Source organism: Terasakiispira papahanaumokuakeensis (assembly GCF_001709345.1).
Taxonomy (GTDB): domain Bacteria; phylum Pseudomonadota; class Gammaproteobacteria; order Pseudomonadales; family Halomonadaceae; genus Terasakiispira; species Terasakiispira papahanaumokuakeensis.
In genome coordinates this window covers 243270-261413 of sequence record NZ_MDTQ01000001.1, presented here as the reverse complement: position 1 = coordinate 261413, position 18144 = coordinate 243270, and the positions used below count along the sequence as shown (strand labels likewise).

Here is an 18144-nt window from a genome sequence, read left to right as displayed (position 1 = left end):
GGGTCATCATCGTTGAGTATTCACGACTGAGACGCCGTGCAAAGCCCACCAGAGGCTTTCACAAGAATGATTGAGGTTAAAATGCCCGCGTATCGCTCTCATACGACCACACAAGGCCGTAACATGGCCGGGGCCCGTGCTTTATGGCGCGCCACTGGCATGAAAGATGATGATTTTCAAAAACCCATTATCGCTGTTGTTAACTCTTTTACTCAATTTGTACCAGGCCATGTCCACCTCAAAGACATGGGACAACTGGTGGCGCGCGAGATTGAAAAAGCCGGTGGGGTCGCCAAAGAGTTCAACACCATCGCCGTTGATGATGGCATTGCGATGGGCCATGACGGCATGCTGTATTCTTTACCCTCTCGTGATCTGATCGCAGACTCCGTTGAGTATATGGTCAATGCCCACTGCGCCGATGCCATGGTCTGTATTTCCAACTGCGATAAGATCACACCCGGCATGCTGATGGCCGCTATGCGCTTGAACATTCCGGTTATCTTTGTCTCCGGCGGCCCCATGGAAGCGGGTAAGACGAAGCTGGCTTCACATGGCCTCGACCTCGTGGATGCCATGGTGATCGCCGCCGACGACAGTGTCGATGATGACACCGTCGCTGAATATGAGCGGAGCGCCTGCCCGACATGTGGCTCTTGTTCTGGTATGTTCACCGCTAACTCAATGAACTGCTTGACCGAAGCCCTGGGTCTATCGCTACCCGGCAACGGCACAACATTAGCCACTCATAGCGACCGTCGTCGGTTATTTGAAGAAGCCGGCCACAGAATCGTTGAACTGGCCAAGCGCTACTATGAGCAGGATGATGCTCAAGTGCTGCCACGTAATATCGCCAACGAAGGGGCTTTTCGTAATGCCATGGCGTTAGATATCGCCATGGGCGGCTCCACCAATACGATTTTGCATCTATTGGCCATCGCACAAGAAGCCGAGGTGAATTACACCTTAAGCGATATTGATGCCCTATCACGCCAAGTCCCACAGCTATGCAAGGTCGCGCCGAACACTCAGAAATACCATATTGAAGATGTTCACCGCGCGGGCGGGATCTACGGTATTTTGGGCGAGCTGGACCGAGCAGGCCTGATCAATACTCAAATGCCCACGGTACATGCCAAAACATTGGCAGAAGCGCTAGCGCAATGGGACATCATGCGCCAACCCAGTGAAGCTGTTATTGAGTTTTATAAGGCAGGCCCTGCGGGTATCCCCTCTCAAGAAGCCTTCAGCCAGTCGACTCGCTGGCCCACCTTGGATGGCGATCGAGCCCAAGGCTGTATTCGTAGCCTTGAGCATGCCTTTTCAAGTGAAGGTGGTCTTGCCGTGCTTTATGGCAACTTAGCTGAAGATGGTTGCGTGGTTAAAAGCGCTGGGGTGGATGACTCTATCCTGGTCTTCCAAGGCACAGCCCATGTCACTGAATCTCAAGAGGAAGCGGTACAGCACATCCTCAATGACCAAGTCAAAGCGGGCGATGTCGTCATCATCCGCTACGAAGGCCCTCAAGGCGGGCCAGGCATGCAAGAAATGCTGTACCCCACCAGCTACCTGAAATCGAAAGGGCTGGGCAAGGCCTGTGCACTTTTGACTGATGGACGCTTCTCTGGTGGGACTTCTGGCCTATCTATTGGTCATGCGTCACCTGAAGCTGCCGCCGGTGGCACGATTGGCCTGGTTCAAGATGGCGACTCGATTTTAATCGATATCCCCAATCGCAAGATTGAACTTCAAGTCGATGAAGCCACATTGGCCGAACGCCGCAAAGCCCAAGAAGCGCTGGGTTGGAAACCCGCACAGCCTCGTCCGCGTAAAGTCTCCACGGCCTTGAAGGCTTATGCAATGTTGGCCACGTCGGCGGATAAAGGTGCAGTACGAGATGTCAGCAAGTTACCTGACTGATAGAGCGCCAAACTCGGCTTAGAACGATTCATGTCAAACCACCAGGGGCGATGATCGAATGATCGTCCCTGGGCTCTAGAGCCAATACTGCCCCACTTAATGATGAGCCTCGAGGTTGTATTTCATGCGGTTATTCTGTACTTACGCTTTATCACTGGTCGGTGTGATCGTACTGTCTGGCTGTACCCATATTCAGCCCGCTGAAGAAGCTTCATCGACTTGGTACGATTGCGGTAAAGCCGGTACTTATGAGGCACGGCTCACAGACCAAAAAGCGTGGATTAGCCCAGCGAAACAGCAGCAATGGATCGAGATGGAACGTGCTCGTTCTATCTCTGGGCGACTCTATGCCGAAGGCAAGCATAATAACTTTCTCTACCGCCCTCATCAGGCCCGCTTACAGCTGGAAGGCAACCAGCCCACTTATTGCAGAGAAACCGTCGCCCCGATAGGCACCACCGCTCAAGCCACTCCCGACCAGCCGGTTATTTGGGAAGCCCGTGGGCAAAGCCCGGCCTGGCAACTGGACATGTACAGTGATGGTAGCTTGACCTTGAAAACAGGCCAACAACTTCGTCACTTTTCCGGCTGGCGCCCATTGGAGCAAGGCATGCTGGTTAAACGTTTTAAGTTAAACGGAAACCAAGCCCCAATACTGACCCAGGAGCATGTGGGCTGTATGGACCCCGTAAGCGGTCAACGTTGGCCAATCCGAGTGTTACTGGACCACAACGACCAAGAATGGGTGGGGTGTGGGCGTAACAAGCCCCAATCAATACCATGACAGTGTTATCAACATCGGCTCAGCCGATATCAACTCAAACGACATCGGCTCAAACGGCATCAACGCAGGTCGAAGTCAGTACGCCGTTACTCACGCCCGCTCGCCAACCCTGCCAAGCGACACTCCTTTTGGCTCATGGGGCGGGCGAAAGTATGCATAGCCCTTTCATGACAGCAATGGCTGAAGGGCTCGCACAACAGGGCATTCAAGTCATTCGCTTTAACTTCCCCTATATGCAGCGTGCCTGCCTTGAAGGTCAGCGGCGCCCCCCTGACCGCCAACCCATACTGATCGATTATTGGCATCAGATGATTGATCAAGCCCCGAAAGAGCCGCCGCTTTGGATCGGAGGCAAATCCATGGGCGGGCGAATGGCCGTCATCGCGAGTCAAGCACAGGCCCACATTACTGGGGTCATTGCACTGGGCTACCCTTTTCACCCACCGGGAAAGCCGGACAAAACTCGTTTACTCCCCCTTCACAACGCATCACACCCGCTACTGATTACCCAAGGCACACAGGGGATCCTTTTGGTCGGCCTGATGACGTCGCAAGCTATGAGCTTCCGAGCCCTCTTCAAATACATTGGATCGAAGCCGGAGACCATAGCTTTATTCCCACCAAACGCAGTGGTCGCACGACCAAGGATTGCTGGGATGAAGCCATTGAGCGCAATGCCCAGTTTATTCTCCAGCACTCACATCCCCACAACATTCAGCACTCGCATCATCACAATAAAAGCGGGCGATAAAAACAGCCCCTATGCCATCCAAGCGGGAATATGGCTCACAACAGCCAATAACGCCAAGTGCAGCGGGTACCAACTGCGCCACAACCAACGGGGAACGCGCCATTGAGGTTTGGGAATATGACCGCCCAAGCGCCAAGCAATCAGGATCAAAACCACACAAGTGGCCACCGTAATACTCTTAGCCATCACAGAGCTATTCAGCAGGCCCGCAATAACAGGCACCAACAACAGCAAACCTGCCTGAGCTTTATGCCCATCACGCAGCCCTAAAAGGCCCAACCGCATGACGATTAACACCACGATGCCAATCATGCCGTAATCCATCAAAGGCCCTAAAAAAACAAGCGCAGCCAACATCGCGACCAGCTGACAAGCGGACATGATCGGCAAGCGACGCCACTGATGAGCCACTCGTATGACATACTCCGAGAGCGCAAGGCCTGCCGCCAAGGTGAAGCAAACATTCAAATCCCAAATTTCAGTGGGAGTGGAGCGCGGCAGCAATACAAAAGGTAGTTGTGCCAAAAGCCCGATGAGCAAAATACGACTGGACTGATGTAACGGGTCACGCGTGTTAAAAGTGCCATGCCAAGCCACCATGAAGGCAAACAGTGGAAAAGCCACACGGCCAAAACTCGATGATACCCAAGCTAAATCGGGCCAAAGACCCGGCCAAAAACGGACCCCATGATCAAGGGTCATCGTGATCATGGCCAACCATTGCCCCCATAGCGACCATCGGTTATCCACCTGCACCTGCGGGCTTGCCTGCATATCGAGATCCTTCGTCGCTTCAGCCGTGTCGTTGTCGAGCCAAGTTTTCAACATATCACGTCTCCTATGTCACACGCGGAACCAGACCCAACGTTGGCTAAACCTTAACCAGACTTCCCCGGGATAACGACTGATACTTTTTAGCGACAAGCCTAGATCGAAAGCTATTCACTTAAACGCTCACGGTATTTCTACAAACGCAGTTCAGCCAGTTTTTGTATGCTATAAACGCGATATGACGCGACCTCCCACTAAGTTGTCATTAAATCGAAATGTAAATATCAATTAAAAAGCACTCGACAAAGCCTGCAAAATATCCCAGTCTTCATTTTGAAGGTCGCAAGTCCAAAGCAGTACATCAGTGTCATCGAGGCGACGTGACATCATGACAGTGCCACCTGAGCTTTTCGATCGTCCGCTGAAGTCTCACTTGTAGAACCTCAACCCGGAAGGATGGGCCTATCCGGGCTCTTGGTAAGAACGATTGGAAAAGTAAAGGAAAGCAAGATGGCAACCGGTACAGTTAAATGGTTTAACGACGCCAAAGGTTTTGGATTTATCACTCCGGCGGACGGAGGTGATGACCTCTTCGTTCATTTCTCTGAAATCCAAGCCGACGGCTTCAAAACCCTGCAGGAAGGGCAGCAGGTATCCTACGAAGTGGCTCAGGGCAAAAAAGGACTGCAGGCGGCTAAAGTCACTGTTTCCTAAGGCACTCGGCGATCACAGCGTGACCCATTCATATTGATCGCCATGCCATAGCCATGGGGATCAACACTCAGATGACCACGCGGTGATCAAAAAACCCGGCAACGATCGTTGCCGGGTTTTATGTTATTTGGACCATGTGACTTGGATTAGATTATTTTGATTAAGGCGTTTCGATTAGGTCATTTCAATCAAATCACGCTCATCAAATCATCCCAACCAACGTCAGAAACGTTCTCGCCGACGTGGCTGTTCGTCATCAATCCGGATGGGCACACGCTTCATTTGACGTGCTGCTTGGATTTGCCGCCACTGATTCAATAGCAAACTAGTGCCAGCCAGCAACGCCGCCAACCACATTACAACAGTTAAACCTTCTAAGGTCATAGCAGCCCTCCGGTCAGTCGGGAGTGACAAAAAACAAACAGATGAGCGCCAGTGATCAAATATCACACTCTCAGCACATCGGCTCGCCTACCGCAACGTCTTAACACAAGAACTCTTACCACAATCAGAACATTCACATGTTCAAAAGTTCCACTTGCAAGTCTCTTGGTCAGCGCTCAATCTCTCGGTGAAAAGCCCCTTTTCTGTCTGTCACCTTTATCCATCATAGGTCAGGATGAAGCCACATACAAAGACGCTACAAACAAAAAGGGGATATGTCTGTCTATTCGACACAAAAGCGGCTGATTAGCTCACACCGATATAACGTCCAGATCGATGATTCAAGGCGACGACCAAGTTCATCGCAACCGCGCCTAATACGGATAGAAGCACTTGCGGCCAAGGCACGACCCAAAAGGCCATAGCGACAATACAGACATCAACCCCCATCTGAAACTTACCCGCCCGAATGCCATAGCGATCCTGCAAGTACAACGACAAAATATTCACACCGCCCAGGCTCGCTTTATGACGAAACAGAATCAAAAAACCGACGCCCATCATCAAACCGCCCAGAATGGCGGCATAAGCCGGTGCTAACGTCGAAAAAGTCACCCATTGGGGCGTGAGTTCTGAAAAAAGTGAGACAAGACCCACCGCCACAAAAGTCCGGCAAGTGAATCGCCACCCCATCTGCATCACCCCAAAAATATAAAAAGGGATGTTAATCAAAAAGAATAAGGGGCCAAAACGCCAATCTGAAGCATAGGTCAGCAAGAAGGCCATCCCCGCCGTACTGCCTGTGAGCAACTGGGCATGAGTATAAAAGGCGATCCCTAATGCCACTAAGGCGGTACCTAGCAGCATCGCCACCATATCTTCAAGCAAAGAGTGCTGCACTGGATCCACTGTTGTCATTGTTAAACACTCCAGAACATTCGACATAAAAAAAGCCCTGCCATCGACCCAGACAGGGCTTCATATTGAGGCCTTTAACAGCGGCCAGAGAAACACAGGGGTTCATGCTGGAAACCACTCGCTGAACAAGTGGTCACCAGCAGCATCCTCATTACAGTGCTTTGAGCTGCTCAATTTGCTCTTGCAGTGTCGCTTGAGCCTGGCGCGCCTCAGCTAATTTGGTTTGCTCCTTCTGGACAACCGCTTCAGGCGCCTTACTCACAAAGGCCTCGTTACTGAGCTTGCCTTCAGTGCGCTTAATATCTTGCCCCAGACGATCGACCTCTTTGCTCAGGCGTGTAATTTCTGCTTCTTTGTCGATAAAACCGGCCATGGGGAGACGAACTTCCATCTCACCCACCAGCTGCATGGCGCTCATCGGCAAGTCAGCTTCATGCTCAACCCAAGTCACAGACTCCAACTTGGCTAGCTTCTGCAAGAACACACGATTGTCATTCAATCGACGCAGGTCTTCAGAATGCCCTTTATAAAGCAGAATCGGCAGAGGTTTTCCGGGGGCAATATTCATCTCCGCACGCAGATTACGGATCGCCACAATGATGCCTTTCACCCATTCAATATCTTGCTCTGCCGCAGCATCAATACGTGATTGATCGGCTTGAGGCCAAGGCTGCAACATAATCGTTTCGCCCGCTAAGCCCGCCAACGGCGCCACGCGCTGCCAAATTTCTTCAGTGATAAACGGCATAATGGGGTGAGCCAAACGTAAGGTCACTTCCAATACTCGGACAAGCGTCTGACGTGTGCCTCGCAAACGTGCCGCACTCGCATTTTCATCCCAAAGGACAGGCTTAGACAATTCTAAATACCAATCACAGTATTCATTCCAAATGAACTCATACAGGGTATTGGCCGCCAGATCGAAGCGATATTGCTCCAGATGTTGAGTGACACTTTGCTCAGTTTGCTGCAAACGACTGATAATCCAACGATCCGCCAGTGTCAGCTCGACCTCACCACCATGCTGGCCACAATCCTCGCCTTCGGCATTAGAGAGCACGTAACGCGCGGCATTCCATAGCTTGTTACAGAAATTACGATACCCTTCCAGACGCTTCATATCCCAGTTGATATCACGCCCAGTGGAAGCCAGCGCCGCCAGCGTAAAGCGAAGTGCATCGGTACCATGTGCGGCAATCCCGTCGGGGAAAGCTTTCTGTGTCCGCTTGGCAATTTTTTCCGCCATCTGTGGCTGCATCATGTTGCCGGTGCGTTTAGCCAACAGATCCTCAAGGCTGATACCGTCCACCATGTCCAGCGGATCCAACACATTACCCTTGGATTTAGACATTTTCTGGCCTTGCTCATCACGAATCAGGCCGGTCACATAGACATCCCGGAAAGGCACCTGAGGTTTGCCCTGCTCATCTTTCATAAAGTGCAGCGTCAGCATAATCATCCGGGCGACCCAGAAGAAAATGATGTCAAACCCGGTCACCAAGACATTGGTTGGGTGAAAGGCTTTCAGCGCTTCGGTGGATTCGGGCCAACCCAAAGTGCCGAACGTCCACAAGCCAGAACTGAACCAGGTATCCAATACATCTTCGTCCTGATTCAGGGTCAGATCATCGGCTAACCCATATTTGGCGCGGACATCGGCCTCGTCACTCCCCACATAGACATTCCCTTGATCGTCATACCAAGCGGGAATACGGTGGCCCCACCAAAGCTGGCGAGAAATACACCAATCCTGAATGTCGCGCATCCAGGCGAAATACATATTTTCATATTGTTTAGGGACAAACCGGATATCCCCAGCCTCAACAGCCTGAATCGCCGGCTCAGCTAAAGGCTGAATACGGACAAACCACTGATCCGTTAATAACGGTTCAATCACCACTCCGGAGCGGTCGCCATAAGGCAAGGTATTACTGATCGGCTCAACCTGCTCCAGCAAGCCAGCCGCCTCCATATCCGCCACAATCAAACGACGCGCTTCATAGCGGTCCAATCCACGATACGCTTCTGGAATAGATGTATCGATACCGCTCAACGGCTGACCTTTCAGATCAAAGGCTTGGGCTTGATCCAAAATCGCTGCACTCAAGCTCATGACATTAATCAGCGGCTGCTGATGCCGCTTACCAACCTCATAGTCATTAAAATCATGAGCCGGCGTGATCTTGACGCAGCCAGAGCCTTTCTCCATGTCGGCGTGTTCATCCGCGACAATTTCCAAGCGGCGCCCAACCAAAGGCAGGATCACATGCTGACCGACCAAATCAGCATATCGCTCATCATCAGGGTTAACGGCGACACAAGTATCACCCAGCAGTGTTTCCGGGCGAGTCGTCGCCACCACCAAATGATCTTGGCCATCACGTGTTTTCAGACCATCGGCCAGCGGGTAACGAAAGTGCCAAAACTGGCCCTGCTGATCCTTGTTTTCAACTTCCAAGTCAGAAATAGCCGTGTGCAGTTTAGGGTCCCAATTGACCAAACGCTTACCGCGATAAATCAAGCCATCGTCATACAGCCGAATGAAGACCTGCTGGACCGCTTTATAAAAGCCGTCATCCATCGTAAAGCGTTCACGCTCCCAATCAACAGAGGCCCCCAAGCGACGCAATTGACGGGTAATATTGCCGCCCGATTCAGCTTTCCATTCCCAGACTTTATCGAGAAAAGCTTCACGCCCAAGATCATGGCGCGTTTTACCTTCTTCGGCCTCCAGCTTGCGCTCAACCAACATCTGAGTCGCAATACCGGCATGATCGGTGCCCACTTGCCAAAGGGTGTTATGCCCTTTCATACGATGCCAACGCGTCAGGATATCCATAATCGTATCCTGGAATGCATGCCCCATATGCAGACTACCGGTCACATTCGGGGGGGGGATCATCTGGCTGAATGAAGGGCCCTGGCCAGAAGGACGAAAATAACCCTGAGCCTCCCAATGCGGCGCCCAGCGTCGTTCAATATCAGCCGGTTGGTAGGTCTTATCCAGGGAATTTTGCTCAGATGTCTGTGAAGTTTTATCCATGCCGTCTATGCCATCGTTGAGACCGGGCGGGACTATGTAATAAGCCCGAACCGCTAATCAAAAAATAAGGGGAATGCTGAACTGATATCCGCCAAGCTTATGCTGATCACTACGCATGAACGTAGCACCGCACAGAACGTGTATACCGCGTGCTAAAGCGCCCACCTGCTCCGCGTGATCAGCATCAACATCAAGCGATCAAGAAAGGCGTAACAGTATAGCGATTTTGTCCAAGTAAAAACACCGCCTCGCCGTCGCCCCCAGCACAGCACCATGATTCATTAAACACAGAAAAGTCGCGAAAAATTCACTATATCTAAAAAGAGGGATCTCAAAACCGTCAGCCTCATAGGCTGAGTTGATTCCTCGTGCACAACCCGAGGGAGTCGATCTGTGTTGTTATCAGCCCGTCAATGGATGTACCGCGGCTTCATTCGCAATGCCTTGCTACCCCTGATGCTGGTAGAGGCGGTGCTCGTGACCGTTTATTTTTTGACACAATCCATGATGCAGCAAGACAGCATGGCACAAACCCATTCGGAGGCAGAGTACACCTTAAAACACAGTGCCCAGCGTGAGGCTTTGATTGTTCAGCAAGAGTTAAATCACTTGGAACAAACCCTGACGGTATTACAGCGCGATACCCAGCGAATTTTAAATACGCCCATCGAGGCTTCAATTCTTCACTCAGAAGAAGCGCAACGGTACCGCACCACTGAAAATGGTGTGTTTTATACCGACCGCGACCAAGGCGGAGCAGCGGCCTTTTATTCAGCCCGAACACCGCTCAGCCAACAAGATCACCGAATGGCTCTCCATATGGCCAAGCTAGACCCGCTGATGCAGGATTTCTATGCATTAAATCCATGGATTACCGCGCTTTACTTCAATACCGCAGACAACTATCACCGTATTTATCCCTGGATGGATACGCACCAGCAATACCCTGATCAAGTGGATATCACAGCATTCAACTTTTACTACCAAGCCGACCCCACTCACAACCCTGAACGTCAAACCATCTGGACCGAAACCTACCTGGACCCGGCAGGACAAGGCTGGACAATTTCACTCGTCGCCCCAATTTACCTTGAGCCCAACGCTCCAATGAGTGGCGTTGTAGGCATTGATATCTCCGCAGAAACACTGGTTGAGCACATAGAGCAACTTAAAGTGCCCTGGTCCGGCTATGCCGCGTTAATGGACTCAAATGGCAATTTATTAGCCGTGCCCCCACAGGGACGGCTGGATTTAAACGCTCCCTCTACGCCAAACCTGCCGACCCGCTCAACGTTAAACAAGAATGTGTTGTTAAAGACTCATGAGGCGGGCCATCACCAACACATGAAACAGAATTTAATGGAGGCCATTCAAAACGCCCCAGAGAATGGTGCGCTTCATATCACTTTAAACCAACAGGCCTTTACCGTGGCCTGGGCACAAATACCCCATACCCAATGGCAACTGCTCACCCTGGCCAAAGATCAAAACCTTTATGCCAGCACAGATCAGCTCTATGCCTCATACCAGCAGCTGGGCTATGTCATGATTACCGGTTTGCTTCTCTTCTATATCGGTTTTTTGGGTTATATCTGGCGCCATAGTCGTGTCATCGCCAATAACATCGCCTCCCCGCTTCATCAGTTACATGATCAACTCGGCCTAATCGGTGCCGGGCAATATCAACAGCCTGTCCTCCAGAGCCCTATTTTTGAAATACAACAAGCGGGCCAAGCGGTACAACGGATGGGGCACTTATTGGCCCAAAGTGCTGCGGCCGCCGAACAGCAGCATCTTCGTTTACAGCAAGTGTTAGAAACGACAACAGAAAACATTTGGCACATCGACTTAGTCCACGATCGCTATCAGTGCAGCCCGGGCTTTGCGCATAGATTAGGGCTGACACCAGATGAGCTCACTCACTGGGAAGATTTAAATCCTTTGATCCATCCAGAAGACCAAGCCCGACTGGACCACTTGCGCCAGCAGATTCGCAGCGGCAGGATCGAGCAGTTTATCTGCGACTACCGGCTTAAAGATGCTCATGGGCAGTGGTTTTGGGTCATGACTCAAGGCAAAACCAATCAACGAGATCTACGTCACCAGCCTGTCGAATTGATGGGTACGGATGTCGATATCAGCCTACTGAAGCGCCAACAAGAAGCGCTTGAAATAGCCGTAAAAGTGGCCGAAGAAGCCAATCAAGCAAAGGCCGAATTCATGGCGCGGATGAACCATGAACTCAAAACACCCTTAAATAGCATCATAGGGTTTAGCCAGCTTCTCTCGCAGGAATTAACCGGGCAGCACCTACACCAAGTCAAAGAAGTGCTGGTTGCGGGCCAACATCTGAATGCCTTAATCAATGACTTGCTGGATCAACCTCAGGCACACAACAACACACTGAGGCTTCAACTCACCCCCATAGACCTGATCGCATTGGTCAAAAGTGTGGTCAACCAAATGCAGGTCATCGCCCAAGCGCATCAAATTGAATGCCAGCTCACCTCATGCCCCCACATAGACTCATTGCTCGTCAGAGCGGATGCGACGCGACTCAGACAGATCTTGCACAATTTGATTTCTAACGCGATTAAATACAACTGGCCAGGTGGTCATGTGGCGGTCTCGTTAATCCCCGAAGAGCGCTGGGTTCGTATTGAAGTCAAAGACAACGGCACAGGTATTCCCCGCGCTCGCCAAGCCGAGCTATTTACGCCTTTTAATCGCCTGGGGATGGAGCATAGCCCGATTCCAGGTAGCGGTATCGGGCTCAGCTTATGTCATGAACTGGTATTGAGTATGGGAGGAGACATCGGGCTCGACAGTGAGGAGGGGCAAGGGGCTCATTTCTGGTTTACCTTACCTTTAAGCCAAACGCCTCAGACCTCAGATGAACATAGCCATTGGAGCACAGACACTTGGCTGGCGATCACTCAAGACCATAACACCATCAACCAACTTCAAGCAGCCGCTCAAACCTTGGGCTATATTTTATTGGTCTGTGATCACCCTGAAGATGGCCTCGAATTAATAGAAGCCATGAGTCAACAGGGAGCACCCCCATTATTAATGATCGAAACACAGTTGCTCCCCTTCCCCATCACGGAAGACTGGCATCAGCTGATCACCCAAACCGGCTGTATAAGGCTCGATGAAGGCCCCAATGATCCACTGTTAGCATTACTGCCACGCCTTCATCTACCCATAACCGCTGCCGAAATGGACACTTTTATCTCTGATTTGTCGGGAGTTGCTTATGATCGTCATTCCACCTCATCTGACAGCCAGCCGTATTCTCGTGGTGGATGACATTGCAACCAACCTGCGCTTAATGAGTGCAATTTTAAAGGGAGCAGGATTAACCGATATCACCTTGCAGGAGTCGCCCCAAGAGGCCTTATCAATGCATCAGCAAGCGCCTTTTGATCTGGTGTTATTGGATATCAATATGCCGGGAATGAATGGATTTGCATTCATGCAAGCCATTGGACTTCCTTCGCTAGAAAACCCGCCGGTGATTGCGCTAACGGCCCTTCAAGATACCGAAACCCGGCATCAAGCATTAGCCGCAGGCGCGCGTGATTTTATTAGCAAGCCGTTTGACCACCTTGAACTGTTGTTGCGCGTTCGTAATAACCTTCAAGCCAGTTTCAGCTTTCGACAGCTTCAACAACATCGGCGGCAACTGGAGCAAGAGGTCAAAGAAAGAACGCATTTATTAGAGCACTCGCGCAACGCCATTATTAATGCACTCAGCGCGGCAGCAGAATATCGTGACGATGATACCGGTGCTCACGTCATGCGCATCGGCGAAAGCGCTGCCTTGCTGGCGCAACATATTGGCCAACCCGCTGAATACGTCGAACGTATTCGACTCGCCGCCCCCATGCATGATGTCGGCAAAATTGGCGTGCCTGATCAAATTCTACTGAAGCCCGGGAGATTAACTGAAGAAGAACTCGAGTCCATGCGCGCCCATGTACAAATTGGTCATGCCATTCTGTCAGTTGAGCAGCATGCTCCTGTCATTGAAATGGCCGCAGAAATTGCATTGCATCACCATGAAAAGTGGGATGGCAGCGGTTACCCGCAGCAGATCAAAGGTGAAGAGATTCCACTATCCGCGCGTATCGTCGCGCTCTGTGATGTTTATGATGCTCTGACATCCCCACGCCCTTATAAAAAAGCCTGGACGCGTGAAGATGCTTGTCAGCTCATCCACACCGAAAGCGGCAGTCACTTTGACCCCTCTCTCACAGCTTGCTTTCTGGAGATAGAGCCGCAAATTGCCTCATTCAAGCAGAAAGAATTCAAACATCAAAAACATAAGCATTAAATAAGCATTCAGAGTCAGCATTAGCGCTTAGCGCCGCATATCATGATGTTTGAGCGGGTAGCCGCGTTGTCGATAGAAACGCCAAGCCTCACGCTTATTCTGCAACACCTGCTCATCGGCAGTGATGATCTCAGTGACGCGCTCAAAGCGTGAAAAACAAGCTGGAATCTGGGCCGCCAAATTCACCAGCACATCATGATGTGTACCACCGGCTTCGTCACACCCAACATGAATAGGTGCCTGAACTTGGCTATCCAGCCGGGCATGAGGCACAAAGCTATCCGCACGAAAGGCCCAAAGTAATTCATCCAAGTGGGCGACTGCCACGTCATCATCGACGAACACATAGAGCTGATGCCCTTTGCGCCAGATGGTTTCAATCAAGCGACAAGCAAAGTCCAGCCGGGCGGCTTCTTGCTCATCGGCTAACGTATAAAAATCAATTTGTGTCATGAGTCGCATCAATTCCTGACGGGAACGACAAAGTTGATAAGGCCATCAAGAAGCCCCAGCAACGCATCACTGGGGCTTAAAGCCTGACGAGAACTAACTTGCGACTAGGGCAACACCCCCGAAGGCCATGCAAGCGCTACGGGGGCATAAGACTAGGCTTTCTCTTCGGCCGTATTCTCTTCCTGAGCCCGGTCAAGCAGATGCTGGGTCAGCAAACCTACCGGACGCCCAGTTGCGCCTTTAGCCTTCCCAGACACCCAAGCCGTTCCAGCGATATCCAAGTGTGCCCAAGTAAAGTTTTCAGCAAAGCGAGACAAAAAGCAGCCCGCCGTAATGGTCCCCGCCGGACGCCCACCAATGTTTTGCATATCCGCAAAGTTAGAGTCCAACTGCTCTTGGAATTCTTCCCATAGCGGTAAATGCCAGGCACGATCTTCAGCCATTTCACCGGCTTCCAGCAGAGACAGCGCCAAGTCATCATCATTCGCCAATAAGCCTGTTGCATGATGGCCCAATGCCATAATACAAGCACCGGTGAGCGTGGCAATATCGACCACCGTGGTCGGCTGATATCGCTCGACATAAGTCAACGCATCACACAAGACCAAGCGTCCTTCCGCATCAGTATTCAGAACTTCAACCGTCTTGCCGGACATGGTCTTCAAAATATCACCCGGCTTATTGGCTCGACCGGAAGGCATATTCTCAGCGCACGCTAATACCGCCACCAAGTTGATTTTGGGCGCCAAGGCTTTCACTGCCGCACAAGTGCCTAATACGGAAGCGGCCCCGCCCATGTCGTACTTCATTTCATCCATACCCGCGCCAGGCTTCAGACTGATCCCGCCGGAGTCAAACGTAATGCCCTTACCCACCAGAGCATGAGGTGCGGCCTCAGGGTCATCGGCGCCACGATACTCAATCACCACCAATCGTGAGGGTTCATCACTGCCTTGGCCTACCGCCAGCAGAGAATTCATTCCTAGTTCAGCCATTTGCGCTTCATCTAGAACCGTCAGCTTGAAACGGTCATCGCCCTCAACCAGTTCGGCGGCGACATCGGCCAAATGGCGTGGCGTACAGAGATTAGCGGGTCGATCCGCTAAGGTGCGGGTAAAATTACGTCCTGAACCAATCGCCTCACCAATCGCCAACCCTTGGGCGACAATCGCTTCATCTTCACCAGCAGGCAGCCATAATGCGACCTCGGTCAAGCCAGGCTCGGGCTCGGGCTGGCTTTTGAACTCAGTAAAGCGATAACGACTGGTCAGGAAAGTCTCACTGATTAAGCGAATCCGCCAATCAACCGCACGCTCTAAAACAGGCGTATCTGCCAGCGTAACCAAGGCGTCGTGAATGTTAAGGGCCAGTAACGCAGAGGCAGACGCTTGAACCATTTTACGGAACCGTGATTCAGTCAACTTGTCTGCATCACCATAGCCCACCAGCAATAGACGCTCGGCTTTGAGGCCTGGGGCAAAAGGCAGTAAAAAAGTCTGCCCCAGCTTGCCCTTGAAATCTCCCCGGTCTAAGGTCTGGCGCACAAGGGATTCAGTGGCTTTATCAACCTGCTCACCCACAGCGGTTAATTGGCCATCCTGGCCAACCGGGATCACCAGACACGCCGTACTTTGGTTCGCGGGTGATTGAGATAAGAGCTTAAACTCCATAGGAACTCCACATGGCAATGACAGAGAAGCCGGCTTCAAAGCCCGGCACCTGTAAAATGAAAGAAGCTGCAGAGCAAGAAAATCACTGCAATCAGAATACTCATGATTAAGATCGAGTCGACGGCATGGATATTCAAGCATGGAATATAGGATAATCCCCTGCCGTTACCCTCACCGCCGGTCCTGGGTCAGTGTAAGGAATCGTGGCCCGTTTTGCATTGCAGCTGGGGATGCCCTTGATACTGTATCGTTATATCGCACGTGAAATCCTGCTTTCAACGCTGACTATCGGCGGCGTGCTGCTCCTGATTATTACAGGCAGCCGTTTTGCCCGTTATTTGAATAATGCCGCAGAAGGCGAAATAGGTCTGAATGTGCTCGGGCAATTGACGCTCCTGTACATGCCATATGCCATTCAATTGATTCTCCCTTTGAGTTTCATCCTCGGCGTCATGCTGACCTTTAGCCGCTTGTATATGGAAAACGAGATGGCGGTCATTCAATCCAGCGGAGTCGGCCAACGTCAACTATTAAGCGGTGTCATGGTGCTCTCGCTGGCCATGGCTTTACTCGCCAGCATGTGTTCACTTTATATTACGCCCTACACGCAAGCGTTAAGTGAAGAAGTCATCCAAACCCAAAAACAACGCTCCAGTTTTGAATTGCTCACCCCTGGACGATTTACCCACTTAGGCCAGCAAGGCATTTATGCACAAGCGTTAAGTGACGATAAAACACAGCTGGAGCATGTATTGATCGCTTCGGTAGACGAGCAAGGGCGCAATACGCTGATCTTGGCAAAAAAAGGCACTCAACAGGTGGCCCCGCAAACACTCAGCCGGTTTCTGGTATTACAGCAAGGACACCGTTATATCCTGCCGGCACAAGGGCAAGCGGTTGAAGCACTCACCTTTGACCAGTTCGCCCAGCGAATCGCCGTCTTCACGCCCCCCAGCGTACCGGATGAAGCGGAGATGCTCAGCACTCGCAACCTACTCAAACGCGATGATTTAGCGGCTAAAGCGCAGCTTCAATGGCGCCTAGCACTTCCCTTGATGTTGCCAGTGATGATGCTGATTGCACTCCCCATGAGCCAAGTCGCCCCACGCCAAGGACGCTTTGGCGCCCTCTTACCCGTCGTCATGATGCTGCTGGTTTTCTTATTTGGCATGCTGTCATTACAAAAAGTGATTAATGATGGCGGCTGGCCCTTAATGCCTGGGTTGTGGATTCTACATGGCCTATTCACCGTGATTGGCCTACTGATGTGCTGGCGAAGAGGCGTCTTTCGCGCAGGAGGGGTGCGCAGATGAAGACCTCTCATTTAAGCCGCTATCTCTCTTCAGCCGTGCTCAAAGCCACACTCGCCAGTCTGGTTGTGATTCTCGGGCTGGATTTGACTTTCACCATCATTGATAGCTTGGGCGATATTTCCAGCCAATACCGCTTCGTGGATGTTTTACTCTATATGGGGATGCGCCTACCCGAGCGCTTATATCTCTTTTTCCCCATTGCTGTATTAATCGGGACCCTGGTGGGTTTAGGTGGCCTAGCCGCCACCAGTGAACTCACCGTGATGCGCGCTTCCGGGCTCTCTATCCCACGCCTTATTTCATTGGCCATGCGGCCGATCGCCGGTCTTTTGATTGTGCTGATGATTTTTAGCGAAGTCTTCATGTTTAACACGATTCAGTTTGCGGAGACATGGCGTTGGGAAAAGATGAATGGACAAGAGGCGAGCGCCCATAATGTCACTCAGGATTTATGGCTGAGAGACGAACACAATTTCATCCGTATCAACGTCGCCCGAGATGACGGTATTCTACTGGGTATCACCGTTTATCAATTGGATGATCAATGGGACCTCATCCGGATGATCACGGCCCCCAAAGCGACGTTGGATGACCAACAGCAATGGCGTCTTCAGAAGGCCCATGACCTTGTACTCAGTGACGACAAAATTATCAGCCATGACCTTGATCAGGCTACCTTATCTTTGCCCGTCGCGCCTGAATTCATAGCACTTCAAGCTTACGATCCGCCCGATCTCTCAGCGCCGACACTTTGGCGCTACGCGCACTATTTGGATGAGAAGGGGCTCGATAGCGGCTATTACTGGCTCGCCTTCTGGCGTAAAACACTATTGCCCATCACGATATTCAGCGTCGTCTTGCTAGGTGCTTCGTTTACCTTTGGCTCAATGCGCAGCATTCCAGCGAGCACCCGTATTTTTCACGGGATCGTTATCGGCCTACTGTTGAAGTTTGCACAAGATTTGCTCGGTCCGGCCACACTTTTATGGGGATTCACCCCAGCCCTGTCAGTATTACTTCCCAGTGGTCTATGTATACTCTGGGCACTTCATCTTATCCGCCGGGCAGGCTAAAGAGCGCAGGA

14 protein-coding genes are annotated in these 18144 nt (G+C 51.4%); 8 read left to right on the top strand and 6 right to left on the bottom strand.

The genetic code is table 11. From position 1 onward, the window contains the following. The first annotated feature begins 81 nt into the window (after positions 1-81). The 3 genes from ilvD to BFW38_RS17575 all read left to right on the top strand — a co-directional run bounded on the left by ilvD (position 82) and on the right by BFW38_RS17575 (position 3561). On the top strand, positions 82-1920 hold the full coding sequence (gene ilvD, locus BFW38_RS01135; RefSeq protein WP_068996734.1) for a dihydroxy-acid dehydratase: 1839 nt from the start codon (positions 82-84) through the stop codon (positions 1918-1920). A 124-nt stretch (positions 1921-2044) separates the two neighbouring features. Further along, entirely contained in the window at positions 2045-2704 is a 660-nt protein-coding gene (locus BFW38_RS01130; protein ID WP_068996733.1) for a hypothetical protein, read from the top strand. Beyond that, a complete protein-coding gene (locus tag BFW38_RS17575; protein WP_139116530.1) occupies positions 2701-3561 on the top strand; it encodes an alpha/beta fold hydrolase in 861 nt (286 codons plus the stop codon). Before BFW38_RS01130 ends, BFW38_RS17575 begins: the two co-directional genes overlap by 4 nt. Here the strand turns inward: BFW38_RS17575 and BFW38_RS01115 are convergent. Then, positions 3465-4283 carry a TraX family protein gene (locus tag BFW38_RS01115; protein WP_084004379.1) on the bottom strand — a complete coding sequence of 273 codons (819 nt, stop codon included), beginning with the start codon at positions 4281-4283 and terminating at the stop codon, positions 3465-3467. The two genes, BFW38_RS17575 and BFW38_RS01115, sit on opposite strands and share 97 nt — an antisense overlap. Before the next feature lie 453 nt (positions 4284-4736). Here BFW38_RS01115 and BFW38_RS01110 point away from each other — a divergent pair, with 453 nt between their 5' ends. Further along, positions 4737-4940 (top strand): cold-shock protein, encoded by a 204-nt coding sequence (locus tag BFW38_RS01110; protein ID WP_068996730.1) that lies wholly within the window; start codon positions 4737-4739, stop codon positions 4938-4940. A gap of 222 nt (positions 4941-5162) precedes the next feature. Here BFW38_RS01110 and BFW38_RS17905 read toward each other — a convergent pair whose 3' ends face one another. From BFW38_RS17905 to BFW38_RS01100, 3 genes are all read right to left on the bottom strand, one after another. Continuing rightward, entirely contained in the window at positions 5163-5324 is a 162-nt protein-coding gene (locus tag BFW38_RS17905) for a hypothetical protein (RefSeq protein WP_175400913.1), read from the bottom strand. A 306-nt stretch (positions 5325-5630) separates the two neighbouring features. After that, positions 5631-6242, bottom strand: coding sequence for a YitT family protein (locus BFW38_RS01105; RefSeq protein ID WP_068996729.1), 612 nt, complete (start codon positions 6240-6242; stop codon positions 5631-5633). Positions 6243-6393: 151 nt separating this feature from the next. Then, a complete protein-coding gene (locus BFW38_RS01100; protein ID WP_069000122.1) occupies positions 6394-9249 on the bottom strand; it encodes a valine--tRNA ligase in 2856 nt (951 codons plus the stop codon). A 429-nt stretch (positions 9250-9678) separates the two neighbouring features. Here BFW38_RS01100 and BFW38_RS01095 point away from each other — a divergent pair, with 429 nt between their 5' ends. Together BFW38_RS01095 and BFW38_RS01090 are read left to right on the top strand one after the other, a co-directional pair. Continuing rightward, on the top strand, positions 9679-12597 hold the full coding sequence (locus BFW38_RS01095; RefSeq protein WP_068996728.1) for a sensor histidine kinase: 2919 nt from the start codon (positions 9679-9681) through the stop codon (positions 12595-12597). Beyond that, positions 12545-13624 (top strand): HD domain-containing phosphohydrolase, encoded by a 1080-nt coding sequence (locus BFW38_RS01090; RefSeq protein ID WP_068996727.1) that lies wholly within the window; start codon positions 12545-12547, stop codon positions 13622-13624. Before BFW38_RS01095 ends, BFW38_RS01090 begins: the two co-directional genes overlap by 53 nt. A gap of 27 nt (positions 13625-13651) precedes the next feature. Here the strand turns inward: BFW38_RS01090 and BFW38_RS01085 are convergent, their stop codons facing one another. Further along, positions 13652-14077: a DNA polymerase III subunit chi gene (locus tag BFW38_RS01085; RefSeq protein ID WP_068996726.1), complete on the bottom strand. Its 426-nt coding sequence runs from the start codon at positions 14075-14077 to the stop codon at positions 13652-13654. 152 nt (positions 14078-14229) lie between these two features. Next, entirely contained in the window at positions 14230-15747 is a 1518-nt protein-coding gene (locus BFW38_RS01080; RefSeq protein ID WP_068996725.1) for a leucyl aminopeptidase, read from the bottom strand. 203 nt (positions 15748-15950) lie between these two features. On the opposite strand from BFW38_RS01080, the gene lptF reads away from it, so the two are divergent. Together lptF and lptG are read left to right on the top strand one after the other, a co-directional pair. Then, on the top strand, positions 15951-17060 hold the full coding sequence (gene lptF, locus BFW38_RS01075; RefSeq protein ID WP_084004377.1) for an LPS export ABC transporter permease LptF: 1110 nt from the start codon (positions 15951-15953) through the stop codon (positions 17058-17060). Next, positions 17057-18133, top strand: coding sequence for an LPS export ABC transporter permease LptG (gene lptG / locus BFW38_RS01070; protein ID WP_068996724.1), 1077 nt, complete (start codon positions 17057-17059; stop codon positions 18131-18133). Before lptF ends, lptG begins: the two co-directional genes overlap by 4 nt. Positions 18134-18144 lie beyond the last annotated feature (11 nt).